Source organism: Paraburkholderia sp. BR10936, from assembly GCF_040965735.1.
Lineage (GTDB): Bacteria > Pseudomonadota > Gammaproteobacteria > Burkholderiales > Burkholderiaceae > Paraburkholderia > Paraburkholderia nodosa_A.
In genome coordinates, this window is record NZ_JBFRCM010000001.1 from 384,594 (window position 1) to 402,280 (window position 17,687).

The following is a 17,687-nucleotide window of genomic DNA, read 5'->3' on the forward strand; positions in this document are numbered from 1 at the left end:
AACAGATGAACTACCCCGTAGACCTACAAAAAAGCAGCATGGAGGAGAAGTGATCGAGCTTCACGTATTCGACGACCCGCGCGTCCAATCCGACGCGCTGGCGCGAGCCGTGGGCGACGCGCTACATGCGTCGCTCGCCGCTCAGCAGGCGGCGCCCGGCACTGCCGCGCGCCGTGCAACGCTTGCCGTCTCCGGCGGCACGAGCCCGCGCCCCTTCCTCGAGGCCCTTTCGACGCACCGTTTCGACTGGGCGCACATCGACGTCACGCTCGTCGACGACCGCTGGGTGCCGGACACCGACTCCGCGAGCAACGCGCGCCTCGCGCGCGAGACGCTGCTCACGCACGAAGCGGCGCACGCGCACTTCCTGCCGCTCGTCGACGTGGCGCAAGACCTCGACGCGCATGTCGCCGCGCTCAACGCCGACCCTGCCCGCAAGCTGCCGAACGTCGCCGTACTCGGCATGGGCGAGGACGGCCACACGGCCTCGATCTTCGCCGACGCCCCCGAATGGCACCAAGCGATCACCACGGCGCGCCCGTTCGTGGCCGTGCATCCGCAGGCAGCGCCCCATGCGCGCGTCTCGTGGTCGATGCAGGCGCTGCGCCAGGTCGATCGGCTGTTCCTGCTGATCGCGGGACAGCGCAAGCTCGAAGTGCTGCAACAGGCCGCCGCGGCCGAACAAAACAACGCCATCTCGAAGCTGGCGAACGACAAGGGAGTGAGACTCGATGTCTACTGGTGCGCCTAATAAAAACGCCCCTGGCGCAGGCCAGCACGCCGACGGTCCGAGGCTGCTCGCCGACATCGGCGGAACCAACGCGCGCTTCGCGCTGGAAACGGGTCCGGGCGAAATCGGCCAGGTGCGCGTGTATCCGTGCGCACAGTATCCCGGCGTCGCGGAAGTAATCCAGCAATACCTGAAGGACAACAAGATCGGCCGCGTGAATCATGCGGCCATCGCGATTGCGAATCCGGTCGACGGCGACCAGGTGCGCATGACCAATCACGACTGGACGTTCTCGATCGAAGCGACGCGTCGCTCGCTCGGCTTCGACACGCTGCTGGTCGTCAACGACTTCACCGCGCTCGCCATGGCGCTGCCCGGCCTGACCGACTCGCAGCGCGTGCAGGTAGGCGGCGGCCAGCGCCGCCAGAACAGCGTGATCGGCCTGCTCGGTCCGGGCACGGGTCTCGGCGTCTCGGGCCTGATTCCCGCCGACGACCGCTGGATCGCGCTCGGCAGCGAAGGCGGCCACGCAAGCTTCTCGCCGCAGGACGAGCGCGAAGACATCGTGCTGCAGTTCGCGCGCAAGAAGTGGCCGCATGTGTCGTTCGAGCGCGTGTGCGCGGGGCCCGGCCTCGAGCTCATCTACCGTGCGCTCGCCGCACGCGACAAGAAGAAACTGCCTGCCGATCTCGGCACGGCTGAAGTCGTGCAGCGCGCGCACGACGGCGACGCGCTCGCGCTCGAGACCGTCGAATGCTTCTGCGGCATTCTCGGCAGCTTCGCGGGCAACATCGCGATGACGCTCGGCTCGCTCGGCGGCATCTATATCGGCGGCGGCGTGGTGCCGCGCCTGGGCGACCTCTTCACGCGCTCGTCGTTCCGCCAGCGCTTCGAAGCGAAGGGCCGTTTCGACACCTATCTCTCGAACGTCCCCACCTACGTGATCACGGCGGAGTATCCGGCGTTCCTCGGCGTGTCGGCGATTCTCGCGGAGCAGCTGTCGAATCGCGCGGGCGGCGGCTCGTCGGCCGTGTTCGAACGCATTCGCCAGATGCGCGACGCGCTCACGCCCGCCGAGCGCCGCGTGGCCGACCTCGCGCTCAACCATCCGCGCTCGATCATCAACGATCCGATCGTCGATATCGCGCGCAAGGCCGACGTGAGCCAGCCCACGGTCATCCGCTTCTGCCGCTCGCTGGGCTGCCAGGGCCTCTCGGACTTCAAGCTCAAGCTCGCCACGGGCCTCACGGGCACGATTCCGGTGAGCCACAGCCAGGTGCATCTGGGCGACACCGCCACCGACTTCGGCGCGAAAGTGCTCGACAATACCGTCTCGGCCATCCTGCAACTGCGCGAGCACCTGAACTTCGAGCAGGTCGAGAATGCGATCACGCTGCTCAACGGCGCGCGCCGCATCGAGTTCTACGGCCTCGGCAACTCGCACATCGTCGCGCAGGACGCGCACTACAAGTTCTTCCGCTTCGGCATCCCGACCATCGCCTATGGCGACCTGTACATGCAGGCCGCTTCCGCCGCGCTGCTCGGCAAGGGCGACGTGATCGTGGCCGTGTCGAAGTCGGGCCGCGCGCCGGAACTGCTGCGCGTGCTCGACGTCGCCATGCAGGCGGGCGCGAAGGTGATCGCGATCACGTCGAGCAACACGCCGCTCGCCAAGCGCGCGACCGTGGCGCTCGAAACCGATCACATCGAGATGCGCGAATCGCAGCTTTCGATGATCTCGCGCATCCTGCATCTGCTGATGATCGACATCCTCGCGGTGGGCGTCGCGATTCGCCGTGCTTCACCCGATGCGGACCTCGGCAACGCCGTCGAAAAGGTGCGCGAGCATGCCGACGACGATGCATCGGCCGTGCTCGACTGGCTGAGCCACGGTGCTTCGCCCACGGCGCGCGACTGAGGTCGGCTCATTCATCGACTCATTCGAGCGATGAAAAAATGGGACGCCTCAGCGTCCCATTTTTGATTTTGCACGTCGTATCGACGTACGGCTCACGGCGTTGCCGTTCGCACCGCGTCCGGCGCCGGCGTGCCGTGCCACTTCACGACGAGCGCGCGCCCCACCCACGTGAGCAGGCCGCATACGCCGATCGTCACGCCCATGCCGAACGGCGAGATGCCCGGGAACCAGCCGACGACGGCGCTCGCGAACGCGCCGAGCGCGAGTTGCGTCGCGCCGAACACGGCCGCCGCCGCGCCCGCGTTCTTCGGATAGCGGTACATGAGATCGGTCGCGCAGTTCGCGCCGAGCAGCCCCACCACGCTCACCACGAAGAACAGTCCAAACACGATCGACCACAGGCCGCCCCAGCCCGTCACGCACATGAGCGCGACGAAGAGCGACGCGACGATGCTCACGCCCGAAGCGATCGATACCATGCGCAGGGTGCCGAGCCGCCCGATGAAGCGCGTGTTGAGGAAGTTGCCGAGCATGATGCCGAACACGTTCGCGCCGAAGAAGAAGCCGTAGTGCTGCGGCGAAACGTGGAAGTACTCGATATAGACGAACGGCGTGGCCGAGATATAGGTGAACATCGCGGCGAACGCCATGCCGCCGCAGAGCATGTGCCCCCACACGAGCGGATCGCGCAGCAAGCGCCCATACGCCGCGAACGAGCGCAGCACGGCCGCGCTTTCGCGCTTTTCCGGCGGCCAGGTTTCCGGTACGCGCAGGTAGGCCGCCACGGCGCATGCGAGGCCGAACAGCGTGAGCGCAACGAACACCACGCGCCAGCCGCCGATCAGCAGCAACTGTCCGCCGATCAGCGGTGCGAGCAGCGGCCCGATCGCCGTGACGATCGCGACCATCGAGAGGACTTTGGCAGCGTCCGATGGCTCGTGGGCGTCGCGCGCGATGGCCCGCGAGAGCACCGAGGCCGCGCCCGCGCCGAGCGCCTGCAGAAAGCGCACGATCACGAGCTCGCCCACCGAGAACGAGAGCCAGCAGGCAATGCTGGCCACCGTGAAGAGCGCGATGCCGCCGAGCAGCACGGGGCGGCGGCCGTAAGCGTCGGAAACCGGGCCGTAGAGCAGCATGCCGATCGAAAAGCCGGCCATGAAGCTCGTGAGCGTCGAGGCCGCAGCGGCAGCGCTCACGCCGAACGACTGCGCGATGGCGGGCAGGCTCGGCAGATACATGTCGGTGGCGAGCGGGCCGCAGGCGGCGAGTGCGCCGAGCAACAGGATCAGCCGGCCATCGGGCCGGCGGCGCGGGGAATGGGACATGGTGTGTGTGGCGGCGAAACTCGCGCGGCTCGCGCGGTCTCGATGTCAAGGGCCGATTCATCCGTCGCTGCAGGAGCGGACGAAAGCGGACAAAAACAGCAACGGAGTGCCGCCGAATTGTACCTGACACCCCTTGCCCGCCATCTGCCGCCCTACATGCGGCGGCGGCGCGGCTTTGCGCTAAGCTGCCCGCTTTCGCTCAACTTGCCGCGTTGCCGACATGACCGCCTTCCTGCTCATCTGGAGCCCCAAGAAGTGGCCCTGGCCCGAACTGCCCGACTTCGCGCTCCGTGTGCGCGCCGGGGAAGCCGTCGCCGACACCTGGGGATGCGGCTTCGCACGCGGCATCCTGCCGGGAGACCGGGTGTTCCTGCATCGTGTGGCTGCCGAGCCGCGCGGGCTCTTCGGTTCCGGCTACGTCACGCGTGCACCCTACGAAGTGCCGGACGCCGCGTACAAGCGCGGCTACCGGCTGTGTATCGACTTCGTCTACGACTGGCTCGTCGACGCGGGCGAGGATGTCGTCATCGCGCGCGACGACTTGCGCGTGCACCCGTTTTCGATCCAGACCTGGGACGCACAGAGTTCGGGCACCGTCATCAAGCCGGCGGCCGAAGGCGCGCTGGAAAAACGCTGGGCCGAACTGACCGGGCGGCGGCCCATGCCGGCGCCGGCCGTCACGGCCATGCAGGCATGGCACGACAATCTGCGCGACACGGCGCCGCAGCTCGCGCCGCCAGCCCGCAAAGGCAGAAAGTAGCAGGCAAAAAGGGGCCGTCAGCGCGCTGACCCGGGGCGCGCCGGGGACCGCCCAGACCGACCGGACGGGCCGGCCCGATCCGCGCGACTCCGGTACAATTTCAAGAGAACAGCCCGGTCGCCCGCGCCCCTGCGGCGCCGCATGGGTCCGTACGCCGGCCCGTTTCGTCAGCGCCGCGCGCCACACCACTTTCGCAGGTCCAGCACTCATGTCCAACATCCAGTCCAGCACGCATAACCGCAACGAAGCCCTCTTCGAACGCGCCCAGCGCACCATCCCGGGCGGCGTGAATTCGCCCGTGCGCGCGTTCCGCTCGGTCGGCGGCACGCCGCGCTTCATCGAGCGCGCGCAAGGGCCGTACTTCTGGGACGCCGAAGGCAAGCGCTATATCGACTACATCGGCTCGTGGGGCCCGATGATCGTCGGCCACGTGCATCCGCAAGTGCTCGAAGCCGTGCACCGCGTGCTCGCGAATGGCTTCTCGTTTGGCGCGCCCACCGAGGCCGAGATCGAGATCGCCGAAGAAATCTGCAAGATCGTCCCGTCGATGGAGCAGGTGCGCATGGTGTCGAGCGGCACCGAGGCGACCATGAGCGCGCTGCGTCTCGCGCGCGGCTTCACGAAGCGCGACCGCATCGTGAAGTTCGAAGGCTGCTACCACGGCCACGCCGACAGCCTGCTCGTGAAGGCCGGCTCGGGGCTGCTCACGTTCGGCAACCCGACGTCGGCGGGCGTGCCGGTGGACATCGCGAAGCACACTACGGTGCTCGAATACAACAACGTCGCGGCGCTCGAAGAAGCGTTCAAGGCGTTCGGCGACGAGATCGCCGCCGTGATCGTCGAACCGGTCGCGGGCAACATGAACCTCGTGAAGGCCACGCCCGAGTTCATCGGCGCACTGCGCAGCCTCACGGCGAAGCACGGCAGCGTGCTGATCTTCGACGAAGTGATGTGCGGTTTCCGCGTCGGCCTGCGCGGCGCGCAGGCGCTCTACGGCGTCGAGGCCGACATGGTGTGCCTCGGCAAGGTGATCGGCGGCGGCATGCCGGCGGCGGCCTTCGGCGGCCGTCGCGAAATCATGGATCACCTCGCGCCCAACGGCTCGGTCTATCAGGCAGGCACGCTCTCGGGCAATCCGATCGCGGTCGCGGCGGGCCTGAAAACGCTGCAGCTCATCCAGGCGCCCGGCTTCTACGAGCAGCTCACCGCGAAGACCGAACGTCTCGCGAAGGGGCTGTCCGCCGCGGCGCGCGAAACGAAGGTGCCGTTCGTGGCGGATTCGGTGGGCGGCATGTTCGGCCTCTATTTCGCCGACAACGTCCCAGGCAGCTTCGCCGAGGTCACGAAGAGCGACATCGCGCGCTTCAACCGCTTCTTCCACCGCATGCTGGACGCGGGCGTCTACTTCGCGCCGTCGGCCTACGAGGCGGGTTTTGTCTCGAGCGCCCACGACGACGCGATCCTCGACGCGACCATCGCCGCGGCGCGCAGCGCGTTTGCAGCGGAAGCCGCGGCGGAAAACGTCACGCAATAAGGCATCACGCCAACGACCGCCGGCGCGGCGCGCGCCTCGCCGGCCCCATCTGACCGCCGCCCGGGAGAAAGCCCGACGATGTTTTCGCAATCCGATTTCGTCCACATGGAGCGTGCGCTCGCGCTCGCCCACCGCGGCCTGTACACGACCGACCCGAACCCGCGCGTCGGCTGCGTGCTGGTGAAGGACGGCGTGGTGATCGGCGAAGGCTTTACGCAGCCGGCCGGCCAGGATCACGCCGAAATCCAGGCGATGAAGGACGCCCGCGCGCGCGGGCACGACCTGCGCGGCGCGACCGCGTATGTGACGCTCGAGCCGTGCAGCCACTTCGGCCGCACGCCGCCCTGCGCGAACGCGCTGATCGAAGCGAAGGTCGCGCGCGTGATTGCGGCGATGGAAGACCCGAACCCGCTCGTGTCGGGGCGCGGGCTTTCTATCCTGCGCGACGCGGGTATCGACGTGCGTTGCGGGCTGCTGGCCAACGAGGCGCGCGAGCTGAACATCGGCTTCGTTTCGCGCATGACGCGCAAGCGTCCGTGGGTGCGCATGAAGGTGGCTGCATCGCTCGACGGCCGCACCGGCCTGCCCTCGGGCGAAAGCCAGTGGATCACGGGCGAAGCCGCGCGCGCCGACGGCCACGCCTGGCGCGCGCGCGCCTCGGCCATCCTCACGGGCATCGGCACGGTGAAGGAAGACGACCCGCGCATGACCGTGCGCGCCGTCGACACCCCGCGCCAGCCCAAACGCGTGCTGATCGACAGCCGGCTCGACGCCTCGCCGCTCGCGCAGATTTTCGTGGGCGCGCCCACGCTCGTGTTCTGCGCGGCGCTCGACGCGAGCAACGAAGAACGCGCCGAAGCGTTGCGCGTGCGCGGCGCCGAGATCGTCGCGCTCGGCAACGAGCAGGGCAAGGTCGATCTGCCGGCCATGCTCACGGAGCTCGCTGCGCGCGGCGTGAATGAACTGCACGTGGAAGCGGGCTACAAGCTCAACGGTTCGCTGCTGCGCGAAGGCTGCGTGGACGAACTGCTCGTGTACGTGGCGCCGTCGCTGCTCGGCACGAATGCGCTCGGCATGATCGACATCGCTGCGCCCGCAACGCTCGACGAGCGCACGCGCCTCGCCTTTCATTCCGTCGATCGTCTCGGCAGCGATCTGCGCATTCTTGCGCGTGTCGTCACGACGCAAGACGCCTGACCCTCACTGAAGCACTGAACACAAGGAACAGCACGATGTTTACCGGAATCGTCGCGGCAGTGGGCCGCATCGAATCGATCAAGCCGCTCGGCACGGGTGCCGACGCAGGCGTGCGCCTCGCCGTCAATGCAGGGAGCCTCGGCCTCGACGACGTGCAGCTCGGCGACAGCATCGCGATCCAGGGCGCCTGCATGACCGTCATCGAGAAGTCGGCAACGGGCTTCGACGTCGATGTTTCGCGCGAAAGCCTGAACCGCACCGTGGGCCTCGCGGCGACGGGCGAAGTGAACCTCGAAAAGGCGCTGCGCGCGAACGACCGCCTGGGCGGCCACATCGTCTCGGGTCACGTGGACGGCCTTGGCACCGTCACGCGCTTCGCGCCCGTGGGCGAGTCGCACGAGCTGCGCATTCTCGCGCCGGCGGATATCGGCCGCTATCTCGCCTACAAGGGCTCGATCACCGTGAACGGCGTGAGCCTCACGGTCAACTCGGTCGACGATCGCGCGGACGGCTGCGAATTCTCGATCAACCTGATTCCCCATACCGTGGAAGTCACCACGCTCAAGCATCTTCAGACCGGTACGAAGGTGAATCTCGAAATCGATCTGATTGCGCGCTATGTGGAGCGGATGCTCTCGGCTGAGAAGGCCGCCAGTTCGGCCGCGCAGGACTAAGCGCCGCCTGGCCGGCGCCATGCCGGCCCCGGACGCGCGCAAGCACGCGGGCCGGGGCGCTGATAGAATCTAGCCTTTCCCTACGCGCTCGCCGCACGGCGTGCCGCGTTCCCATCACCCGAATCGAACCAGGAGGCACAGTTGGCAACGATTGACACGAGCGCCGCCATGCCGATGGTCCGGGTGATGTTGCACGTTGCGTCGCGTCACGCAACCGTCCCGCTTCCAGCGCAGCCGTAGCGCGTCCCGCGCGGCATGTTTTCAGACGCCGCGCCGTATTCAGCGAATTCGAGGTCAGGCCGTCCGGCAACCGATGCCCGGGCGTGCGAAGCCCGTTTTCCGTCTTAACGCTTCACGCTTGCTTCAGGAGAGTCTTCGGGCATCACGTCCGGAGCATGCTGTCCATGACAGAGCTAAACAACAAACCCGAATCGGGCGGACAAACCTTCCGCAAGGTCCTCGGCTTCACCTTCCGGCACTGGGCGCGCCAACCGGTGCGCGTCACGGCCGTCGCACTCGCCTCGCTCCTCGGCGCGCTCGCCGACGTGCTCACGCCGCACTACGCCGGCCAGCTCGTCGACGCCCTCACGCACGGCGGCGCAGCCAGCAGCGCCGCCGCCTGGCATGCGGCGGTCGTCGCGTTCTGGGCGCTCACGGCGCTCGGGCTCGGCGGCACGATCATGCGCCAGGCCGCGTACCGCAACATCATCACGCTGACGCTGCGCATGATGAGCGAGATCGCCACGCAGGCCTTCCATCGCGTGCAGCGCTTCTCGACGGACTGGCACGCGAACAGCTTTGCCGGCTCAACGGTGCGCAAGGTCACGCGTGGCATGTGGGCGCTCGATCTGCTCAACGACACGCTGCTCGTCGCCCTCTTCCCGTCGCTCGTCATGCTGGTCGGCTCGACCATCCTGCTCGCGGTGCAGTGGCACGTGATGGGCCTCGTTGTCGGCCTCGGCTCGGCCGTGTATCTGGCGATCACGGTCTCGCTCTCGCTCTTTTACGTCGCGCCCTCGGCCCGGCTCGCGAACCAGTGGGACACGAAGATGGGCGGCGCGCTTGCCGACGCCATTTCGTGCAACGCCGTCGTCAAGGCGTTCGGCGCGGAAACGCGCGAAGAAGCGCGGCTCGCGCGCGTCGTCACGAAGTGGAGCAGCCGCACGCGGCGCACCTGGCAGCGCGGCACGCTCAACGGCGGCGTGCAGGGCGCGCTGCTCGTGGGCATGCAGGCGGCCATCCTCGGCGCGGCGCTGCTGCTCTGGGCGCGCGGTCTCGCGAGCGTCGGCGACATCACGTTCGCGCTCACGCTGTTCTTCCTGCTCAAGGGCTACCTGCGCGATGTGGGCATGCACGTGCGCAACCTGCAGCGCTCGGTCAACGACATGGAAGAGCTCGTCGCGCTCGACGCGGCGCCGCTCGGCATCGAGGACCAGCGCGATGCGCCGCCCATCGTGATCGATCAGGGCGACATCCGCTTCGAGAACATGACGTTCCGCTACGGCGATCACGCGGACGCGAGGCCGCTCTACGAGAACCTCACGCTGCGTATCGCGCCGGGCGAGCGCGTGGGCCTCGTCGGCCATTCGGGCTCCGGCAAGACGACGCTGATCAGGCTGATCCAGCGCCTTTACGACGTGTCCGAGGGGCGCATCACGATCGACGGCCAGGATATCGCGCGCGTGCAGCAGGCGTCGCTGCGCTCGCAGATCGCCATCGTGCAGCAGGAGCCGGTGCTGTTCCACCGCTCGCTCGCCGAGAACATCGCTTACGCCCGGCCCGGCGCCACGCACGCCGAAATCGAGCGCGCGGCGAAGCTCGCGAGCGCCCACGACTTCATCACGGCGCTGCCGCACGGCTACGACACGCTCGTGGGCGAGCGCGGCGTGAAGCTCTCGGGCGGCGAGCGCCAGCGCGTGGCGATCGCGCGCGCGTTCCTCGCGAATGCGCCGATCCTGATCTTCGACGAAGCGACCTCGAGCCTCGACAGTGAAAGCGAGGTGCTGATCCAGCAGGCCATGGAGCGGCTCATGGAAGGCCGCACGACCGTGGTCGTCGCACACCGGCTCTCGACCGTGCGCGCGCTCGACCGGTTGCTGGTGCTCGAACGCGGACGCGTGGCGGAGGAAGGCACGCACGACGCGCTCGTGCGCCGCGAAAACGGCCTGTACCGGCGCCTGTTCGAGCGCCAGGCGCTGGAACTGACGAAGGGACTCGCCGACGATGTGGTCCTGCGCTGACGCCTCGCCCGTTCGTGCCCCCTCGCGGGCGCGCCCTCCCGCCGCAAGCCGGCTCAGGCGGGAGCCGCGCCCGCGTGCGGCGCAATGCGCGCGAGCACGCGAAATGAACCACGAATAGGAACGTTTCACCCGAATGACGCATGGCGTTACTAGCGTGAAACAGACGCGATTCGCGCCTTCCCGCGTTCTGGGCGACGCGCCCGCCCGCGTGGCGTAAAATGTGGCCTTTCCAGCCAGAATCCCAACATGACGCTCGCCTCCACCCCTGAGATCATCGCCGAGCTCAAAGCCGGCAAGATGGTCATCCTCGTCGACGAAGAAGACCGGGAAAACGAGGGCGACCTCGTCATCGCTGCGGAGTTCGTCACGCCTGAAGCCATCAACTTCATGGCGAAGTACGGCCGCGGGCTGATCTGCCTCACGCTCACCCAGGAACGCTGCAAGCTGCTCAACCTGCCGCTCATGACCTACCGCAACGGCACGCAGTACGGCACGGCGTTCACGGTCAGCATCGAGGCCGCCGAAGGCGTTACGACCGGCATTTCCGCCGCCGACCGCGCCCGCACGATCAAGGCGGCCGTCGCGCACGACGCGCGCGCCGAGCACATCGTGCAGCCCGGCCACGTGTTCCCGATCATGGCGCAGCCAGGCGGCGTGCTCGTGCGCGCGGGCCACACCGAAGCGGGCTGCGACTTCACGGCGCTTGCCGGCCTCACGCCGGCCTCGGTGATCTGCGAGGTCATCAAGGACGACGGCACGATGGCGCGCCTGCCCGACCTCATGGAGTTCGCCCAGGAGCACGGCCTGAAGGTCGGCACCATCGCGGACCTGATCCACTACCGCAGCCGCACCGAATCGATCGTCGAGCGCGTGGCGGAACGCACCATGCAAACCGCGCACGGCCAGTTCCGCGCAATCATGTACGTCGATCACCCCACGCGCACGCCGCACATCGCCCTCGTGCGCGGCACGCCGAAGCCCGACGTCGATACGCCCGTGCGCGTGCACGAGCCGCTTTCGGTGCTGGATCTGCTCGAAACGGGTTCGTCCACGCACTCGTGGACGCTCGACGCCGCCATGCGCGAAATCGCCTCGCGCGACGTGGGCGTGATCGTCATGCTCAATTGCGGCGAACCCAAGGAACATCTGATCGACGTCTTCAAGGCGTTCGACCAGAAAGAGCGCGCGGAGGCGCTCGCACGCCGGCCCGTGGACTTCAAGACCTACGGCATCGGCGCGCAGATCCTGCGCGAACTCGGCGTGGGCCGCATGCAGGTGCTCTCGAAGCCGCGCCGCCTCGGCAGCATGTCGGGCTACGGTCTAGAGGTCACCGGCTTCGTGCCGATGCCTGGCGGGGACGCGCAAGCCCCCTGCCCGCCTGAAGCCGCTGACCCAGCCTCGTCGCGCGCCTGAAGTCGCATCGCGCTCTTTTCACGCGTCACCACGCTCAACCGAACTTACGGACACCACATGGAAATCGGACAATACCAACCGAACCTCGACGGCGACGGACTGCGCATCGGCATCGTCCAGTCGCGTTTTAACGAACCCGTCTGCAACGGCCTCGCCGACGCCTGCATCGAAGAACTCGAACGCCTTGGCGTGACGGGCGAAGACGTGCTGCTCGTCACCGTGCCGGGCGCACTCGAAATCCCGCTGGCGCTGCAAAAGCTCGCCGAAAGCGGCCAGTTCGACGCCCTGATCGCGCTCGGCGCGGTCGTGCGCGGCGAGACGTACCACTTCGAGCTCGTCTCGAACGAGAGCGGCGCGGGCATCTCGCGCGTCTCGCTCGACTTCAACGTGCCCATCGCGAACGCCGTGCTCACCACCGAGAACGACGAGCAGGCCGTGGCCCGCATGACCGAGAAGGGTCGTGACGCCGCTCGCGTCGCCGTGGAAATGGCGAACCTGACGGTGGCGTTGGAGCAGCTCGACGGCGGCGACGACGACGAAGAAGACGAGGAAGACGAAGAGGAACAGCAATGAAGAGCGCGCGCCGCCGCTCCCGCGAACTGGCCACGCAGGGGTTGTATCAGTGGCTGCTGTCGGGTGTGCCCGCCGGCGAGATCGACGCGCAGCTGCGCGGTTCGCAGGGCTACGACAAGGCCGATCACGAGCATCTGGACGCGATCCTGCACGGCGTCATCCGCGAGTCGGACGAACTGTCCGCCGCCATCACGCCGTGCCTCGACCGTCCGATCGAGCAGCTTTCGCCCGTCGAACGCGCAGTGCTGCTCGTCGCGACCTACGAGTTCAAGCATCACGTCGACATTCCGTACCGCGTCGTGATCAACGAGGCGGTCGAGCTCACGAAGACCTTCGGCGGCTCGGACGGCTACAAGTACGTGAACGGCGTGCTCGACAAGCTCGCGGCGCAACTGCGCGCCACCGAAGCACAAAACGCCCGCAAGTCGTAAGAACGCGAGCAGCCGGGGCGAGCGGGTGCGCCTGAGCGCCCGGCCCCGCGCGCCGCGTGATCTGTCAGTATTGGAAAGACCCGCATGAACACCGTTGCCGAACCGCTGCTGCGGCTAGCCGCGCGCGTCGACGAGATCCAGCCTTTCTACGTCATGGAACTGGCGAAGGAAGCCGCGAAGCTCGAACGCGCTGGACGCGACATCATCCACATGGGGATCGGCGAGCCGGACTTCACGGCGCCCGAGCCCGTCGTCGAGGCGGCCGCCGCCGCGCTGCGCCGCGGCGTCACCCAATACACGAGCGCGCTCGGCATCCACGCGCTGCGCGAGGCGATCGCCGCGCACTACCAGCACGCGTACGGCCTCACGGTCGACCCCGCGCGCATCGTCGTGACGGCCGGCGCCTCGGCGGCGCTCCTGCTCGCCTGCACCGCGCTCGTCGACCGCGACGACGAAGTGCTGATGCCCGACCCCTGCTATCCGTGCAACCGCCACTTCGTGGCCGCCGCGGAAGGCAAGCCGGTGCTCGTGCCGAGCGGCCCGGAGGCGCGCTTCCAGCTCACCGCCGCCGATGTCGAGCGCCTGTGGTCGCCGCGCACGCGCGGCGTGCTGCTCGCCTCGCCGTCGAACCCCACCGGCACCTCGATCGAGCCCGACGAACTCAAGCGCATCGTGCAAAGCGTGCGTGCGCGCGGCGGCTTCACGATCGTCGACGAAATCTATCAAGGCCTGTCGTACGACACGCCGCCCGTCTCCGCGCTGTCGTACGGCGACGACGTAGTGACCGTCAACAGTTTCTCGAAGTACTTCAACATGACCGGCTGGCGTCTGGGCTGGCTCGTGGTGCCGCCTTCGCTGGTCGGCGCATTCGAAAAGCTCGCGCAGAACCTGTTCATCTGCGCGTCCGCGCTCGCGCAGCATGCCGCGCTCGCCTGCTTCGACCCGGACACGCTGAAGCTCTACGAGGGCCGCCGGCTCGAATTCAAGCGCCGCCGCGACTTCATCGCGCCGGCGCTCGAATCGCTCGGCTTCACGGTGCCCGTGATGCCCGACGGCGCGTTCTACGTCTACGCCGACTGCTCGAACGTCGCGCACCCTGCCGCCGGCGACAGCGACGCGCTCACCCGCGCAATGCTGCACGACGCGGGCACGGTGATGGTGCCCGGCATGGACTTCGGCGTCGCCGCGCCGCATCAGTACGTGCGGCTCTCGTATGCCACGGCGTACGAGCGCCTCGAGGAAGCGGTCGAGCGGCTGCATACGTTCTTCGGACGCTAATGCGCTAGTGGTCGAGAAATGGAAAAAGGCACCCGCGGGTGCCTTTTTGTTTGGTCCGGTCTTTCAGCTCTAGCTGCTCAGGCACCCAGTTCGGACGAAGCGTGCTTCTGGGCCGTCGTGCTGGTGCTGGCGTCGTCCTGAGCGGAACCGCTGTTCGCGGACGACGACTTCTCGACGATCGCGTGGGCGTTGTCGAGCGTCACGTGCACGCGCTTCTCGCCGTTGATGCTCGCCACCTTCTGCGCAGACGTGCTGGCCGTGGTGGTGACGGGCGCCTGCGGCGCGTTGATCGGCACGTTGCGGCCGCGTGCGACGTCACGCAGACGCCCGCGCTCGGCCATCACCTTGGCGCCGTAGCCGCCGTCGTCCGGCGACGTCGAACCGACGTAGAGACGCAGGCCGCCCGGCAGCGAACCGCCGCGTGCGATGCAATCCTTGAGCACCAGCGCGCCGACCTTGATGTTGGCGAGCGGATCGAGCGCCGCGCGCTGACCGCCGAAGTACTGGAACTTGTCCGAGTGCACCTTCGACATGACCTGCATGAGGCCCTGCGCGCCCACGCCACTCTCGGCGTACGGGTTGAAGCCCGATTCGATCGCCATCACGGCGAGCAGCAGCAGCGGATCGAGCCCCACTTCACGGCCGGTGTCGAACGCCGCCTTCACGAGTTCGCCGACCGGCTCCTGTGCGACCCGGTAGCGGCGCGCCAGATAGGTGGCGACGAGCGCCTGTTCACGCGCCGAAACGAGCACGCGGTCATCGCGCGCGTCGGGCGTGACGCGCTGGGGCGGAATCATGCGCGCGAGCGAGCCGACGCTGGTCGGCAGCGCACGCGGATCGAGGCCGTTGAGCGTGACGGCATCGAGCGTGGCGATGCCGCCGTTCGACACCGAGCTCGCGACCTTCGCGACCGTGCCGTTGGAGCCTGCGGGCGAAATGCCCGTGGCGCCGGCTGCGGCAGTGACGCCGGCAGCACCGGCATCGGGCGCGAGCGCAGTGGGCAGCATCGCGCCGTCGGCGTTGTCCTCGTTGTTCGTCACGCCGGGGGGCGCGAACGAGGGCAGCGGGTTGCCTTGCAGCAAACGTGCCGGGCCGGCCTGCACCGCCGCCGAGACGAACGGCATCACGCGGGCGGCGAGCGTGCCACGCAGCGTGGGCATGAGCCAGACGGCAACAGCGAACAGAACGGCACAGCCGCCAACAATGCTGAACAGGTGATGGCTAAGACGCGTGCCACGACGCAGCAGCGCACGCAGGCCAAGCGCTACACGCTCGTCGGCGCGCCACCACGATAACCAGGTATTCATCTACAGATCTCCCATGTTGCATGATCCAGCGGGAGGGTCGGCGCGAAGCAGACGACCAACCGCAGGATCAAGACACCGCGCGCCCTGGCTGGTGCGGCAGCGGCGTCGGGAAAACGGCAAGTCGCCGTGGGTGGAACTCCTTTTGTACGACCAGGCACGCAGTGTGCGCGCGCGGAGTTCTCACGCGAAAAGCCAGCGCGAAGAGGCGCTGACGAGAACAGCCAATCTAAACCGTGGACAGCCGTGCAGGGATGCGGCTAAACGGCGACGCGTTGCGTCTGAAGGACCGGGAAGGTGGCTAAAAATTTCAAAACCTGCAACCAATGTGGACGGATTCTAGCAGCGTTTTATAGATCGTCAATACTATAGAATCCCGAAAACATAACCAATAGTAATAATAAACACTGTTCAATCGGGCGGAATCCGCGTCGCACGCGCGTCTGCGGGCGCTTATGCAGATTGGCACCCAGCGTGCGCTAGCCAACGCAGGTAAAATCGACAATCGTTACGCCGCGTCTGCCCGGCCAGATGTCTGATACGTCTTGATACGTCTGATACATCTGATACGGCGCCCGCGGAACCCGTGCCGCCGCCCCATGCGGCCCCCAAGCCGGCCATCCCCGTTGGCCACGATTGGTTCCCAATGAAATACAAAGACCTGCGCGACTTCGTTGGTCGCCTGGAGACGCTCGGCGAATTGCGCCGCGTCCCCCAAGCTGTCTCTCCGGTGCTGGAAATGACCGAGCTGTGCGACCGCGTCCTGCGCGCCGGCGGCCCGGCCCTACTCTTTGAGAACCGTTCGACGCACGCGTTCCCGGTGCTCGGCAATCTGTTCGGCACGCCCCGGCGCGTCGCGCTCGGCATGGGCATCGACGCGCCGGACAGCGGCGGCGACGGCGCCGCGCTCGAGTCGCTGCGCGACGTGGGTCGGCTGCTCTCGGCGCTGAAAGAGCCCGAGCCGCCGCGCGGCCTGAAGGATGCGGGCAAGCTCCTCACGCTCGCCAAGGCCGTCTGGGACATGGCACCGAAGACCGTGAACGCGCCGCCCTGCCAGGAGATCGTCTGGGAAGGCAGCGATGTCGATCTCGCGAAGCTGCCGATTCAGACCTGCTGGCCCGGCGACGCCGGCCCGCTCGTCACCTGGGGCCTCACCGTCACGCGCGGTCCCAACAAGACGCGCCAGAATCTCGGCATCTACCGCCAGCAGCTGATTGGCCGCAACCAGCTCATCATGCGCTGGCTCGCGCATCGCGGCGGCGCGCTCGACTTCCGCGAGTTCGCGCTGAAGAACCCCGGCAAGCCTTACCCGGTGGCGGTCGTGCTCGGCGCCGACCCGGCGACGATTCTCGGCGCCGTCACGCCAGTGCCCGACACGCTCTCCGAATACCAGTTTGCGGGCCTGTTGCGCGGCGCCCGCACCGAGCTCGCGAAGTGCCTGACACCCGGCGTCGACACGCTGCAGGTGCCCGCGCGCGCCGAGATCGTGCTCGAGGGCTTCATCTACCCGCAGGCGGGCGAGCCCGGCCCGGCCCCCGCTGGCGCGCCGCCCCGCCCCGCCAAGGGCGCGAGCGCCGCGTACGAACACGCGCTCGAAGGCCCCTACGGCGACCACACGGGCTACTACAACGAACAGGAGTGGTTCCCCGTCTTCACGGTCGAGCGCATCACCATGCGCCGCGATGCGATCTACCATTCGACATACACGGGCAAGCCGCCCGACGAGCCTGCGGTGCTCGGCGTGGCGCTCAACGAAGTGTTCGTGCCGCTCTTGCAGAAGCAGTTTGCCGAGATCACCGACTTCTATCTGCCGCCAGAGGGGTGCAGCTATCGCATGGCGATCGTGCAGATGAAGAAGAGCTACCCCGGGCACGCAAAACGCGTGATGTTCGGGGTATGGAGCTTCCTGCGCCAGTTCATGTATACAAAGTTCATTGTCGTGGTCGACGATGACGTGGACATCCGCGACTGGAAGGAGGTGATCTGGGCGATCACCACGCGTATCGATCCGGCGCGCGACACCGTGCTCGTCGAGAACACGCCGATCGACTATCTTGACTTCGCTTCGCCGGTGGCCGGCCTCGGCTCGAAAATGGGGCTCGACGCCACCAACAAGTGGCCCGGCGAGACGGACCGCGAATGGGGCCGCGCAATCGAGATGGACGCGGCCGTGAAGACGCGCGTCGACCGTCTCTACGACGAGCTAGGCTTTAGCCGCAGCTAGCGCAACCCGGCGCAGTGCCCTCGGCGCCACGCCGGCCGATCCATCCGCGACGCCTTTTCGCGACGCCGCGCTTACCGCGTCACGCC

General features: G+C 67.6%; 14 protein-coding genes. 12 read left to right on the forward strand and 2 right to left on the reverse strand.

Translation table 11 applies throughout. The features are described 5' to 3' along the window. Window positions 1-49 precede the first annotated feature (49 nt). Window positions 50-751 (forward strand): 6-phosphogluconolactonase, encoded by a 702-nt coding sequence (pgl, locus tag AB4Y36_RS01825; protein ID WP_368682180.1) that lies wholly within the window; start codon window positions 50-52, stop codon window positions 749-751. Continuing rightward, a complete protein-coding gene (locus tag AB4Y36_RS01830; protein WP_342948527.1) occupies window positions 732-2,648 on the forward strand; it encodes a bifunctional transcriptional regulator/glucokinase in 1,917 nt (638 codons plus the stop codon). The genes pgl and AB4Y36_RS01830 overlap by 20 nt, the downstream gene beginning before the upstream one ends. Before the next feature lie 92 nt (window positions 2,649-2,740). Here the strand turns inward: AB4Y36_RS01830 and AB4Y36_RS01835 are convergent, their stop codons facing one another. Then, entirely contained in the window at window positions 2,741-3,973 is a 1,233-nt protein-coding gene (locus AB4Y36_RS01835) for a Bcr/CflA family multidrug efflux MFS transporter (RefSeq protein WP_069262721.1), read from the reverse strand. A 220-nt stretch (window positions 3,974-4,193) separates the two neighbouring features. On the opposite strand from AB4Y36_RS01835, the gene AB4Y36_RS01840 reads away from it, so the two are divergent. The 9 genes from AB4Y36_RS01840 to AB4Y36_RS01880 all read left to right on the forward strand — a co-directional run bounded on the left by AB4Y36_RS01840 (window position 4,194) and on the right by AB4Y36_RS01880 (window position 14,073). Next, on the forward strand, window positions 4,194-4,733 hold the full coding sequence (locus tag AB4Y36_RS01840) for a hypothetical protein (protein ID WP_256094543.1): 540 nt from the start codon (window positions 4,194-4,196) through the stop codon (window positions 4,731-4,733). A 208-nt stretch (window positions 4,734-4,941) separates the two neighbouring features. Continuing rightward, window positions 4,942-6,267 carry a glutamate-1-semialdehyde 2,1-aminomutase gene (gene hemL, locus AB4Y36_RS01845; protein ID WP_069262722.1) on the forward strand — a complete coding sequence of 442 codons (1,326 nt, stop codon included), beginning with the start codon at window positions 4,942-4,944 and terminating at the stop codon, window positions 6,265-6,267. A 78-nt stretch (window positions 6,268-6,345) separates the two neighbouring features. Continuing rightward, on the forward strand, window positions 6,346-7,464 hold the full coding sequence (ribD, locus tag AB4Y36_RS01850) for a bifunctional diaminohydroxyphosphoribosylaminopyrimidine deaminase/5-amino-6-(5-phosphoribosylamino)uracil reductase RibD (protein ID WP_254352049.1): 1,119 nt from the start codon (window positions 6,346-6,348) through the stop codon (window positions 7,462-7,464). 35 nt (window positions 7,465-7,499) lie between these two features. Continuing rightward, window positions 7,500-8,138 carry a riboflavin synthase gene (locus AB4Y36_RS01855; protein WP_069262724.1) on the forward strand — a complete coding sequence of 213 codons (639 nt, stop codon included), beginning with the start codon at window positions 7,500-7,502 and terminating at the stop codon, window positions 8,136-8,138. Window positions 8,139-8,542: 404 nt separating this feature from the next. Next, the gene (locus AB4Y36_RS01860) at window positions 8,543-10,378 is read left to right on the forward strand and encodes an ABC transporter ATP-binding protein (protein WP_368682181.1); all 1,836 of its coding nucleotides are present in this window, start codon (window positions 8,543-8,545) and stop codon (window positions 10,376-10,378) included. 246 nt (window positions 10,379-10,624) lie between these two features. Then, a complete protein-coding gene (ribBA, locus tag AB4Y36_RS01865) occupies window positions 10,625-11,791 on the forward strand; it encodes a bifunctional 3,4-dihydroxy-2-butanone-4-phosphate synthase/GTP cyclohydrolase II (protein ID WP_069262725.1) in 1,167 nt (388 codons plus the stop codon). 57 nt (window positions 11,792-11,848) lie between these two features. Continuing rightward, window positions 11,849-12,364 (forward strand): 6,7-dimethyl-8-ribityllumazine synthase, encoded by a 516-nt coding sequence (gene ribH / locus AB4Y36_RS01870; protein ID WP_028211567.1) that lies wholly within the window; start codon window positions 11,849-11,851, stop codon window positions 12,362-12,364. After that, window positions 12,361-12,795 carry a transcription antitermination factor NusB gene (gene nusB, locus AB4Y36_RS01875; RefSeq protein WP_042260852.1) on the forward strand — a complete coding sequence of 145 codons (435 nt, stop codon included), beginning with the start codon at window positions 12,361-12,363 and terminating at the stop codon, window positions 12,793-12,795. Before ribH ends, nusB begins: the two co-directional genes overlap by 4 nt. An 84-nt stretch (window positions 12,796-12,879) precedes the next feature. Continuing rightward, window positions 12,880-14,073 (forward strand): pyridoxal phosphate-dependent aminotransferase, encoded by a 1,194-nt coding sequence (locus AB4Y36_RS01880; protein ID WP_368682182.1) that lies wholly within the window; start codon window positions 12,880-12,882, stop codon window positions 14,071-14,073. A gap of 77 nt (window positions 14,074-14,150) precedes the next feature. Here the strand turns inward: AB4Y36_RS01880 and AB4Y36_RS01885 are convergent, their stop codons facing one another. Then, window positions 14,151-15,380, reverse strand: coding sequence for a transglycosylase SLT domain-containing protein (locus tag AB4Y36_RS01885; RefSeq protein WP_368604008.1), 1,230 nt, complete (start codon window positions 15,378-15,380; stop codon window positions 14,151-14,153). 643 nt (window positions 15,381-16,023) lie between these two features. On the opposite strand from AB4Y36_RS01885, the gene AB4Y36_RS01890 reads away from it, so the two are divergent. Then, a complete protein-coding gene (locus tag AB4Y36_RS01890) occupies window positions 16,024-17,601 on the forward strand; it encodes a UbiD family decarboxylase (RefSeq protein ID WP_368682183.1) in 1,578 nt (525 codons plus the stop codon). The last annotated feature ends 86 nt before the right edge of the window (window positions 17,602-17,687 follow it).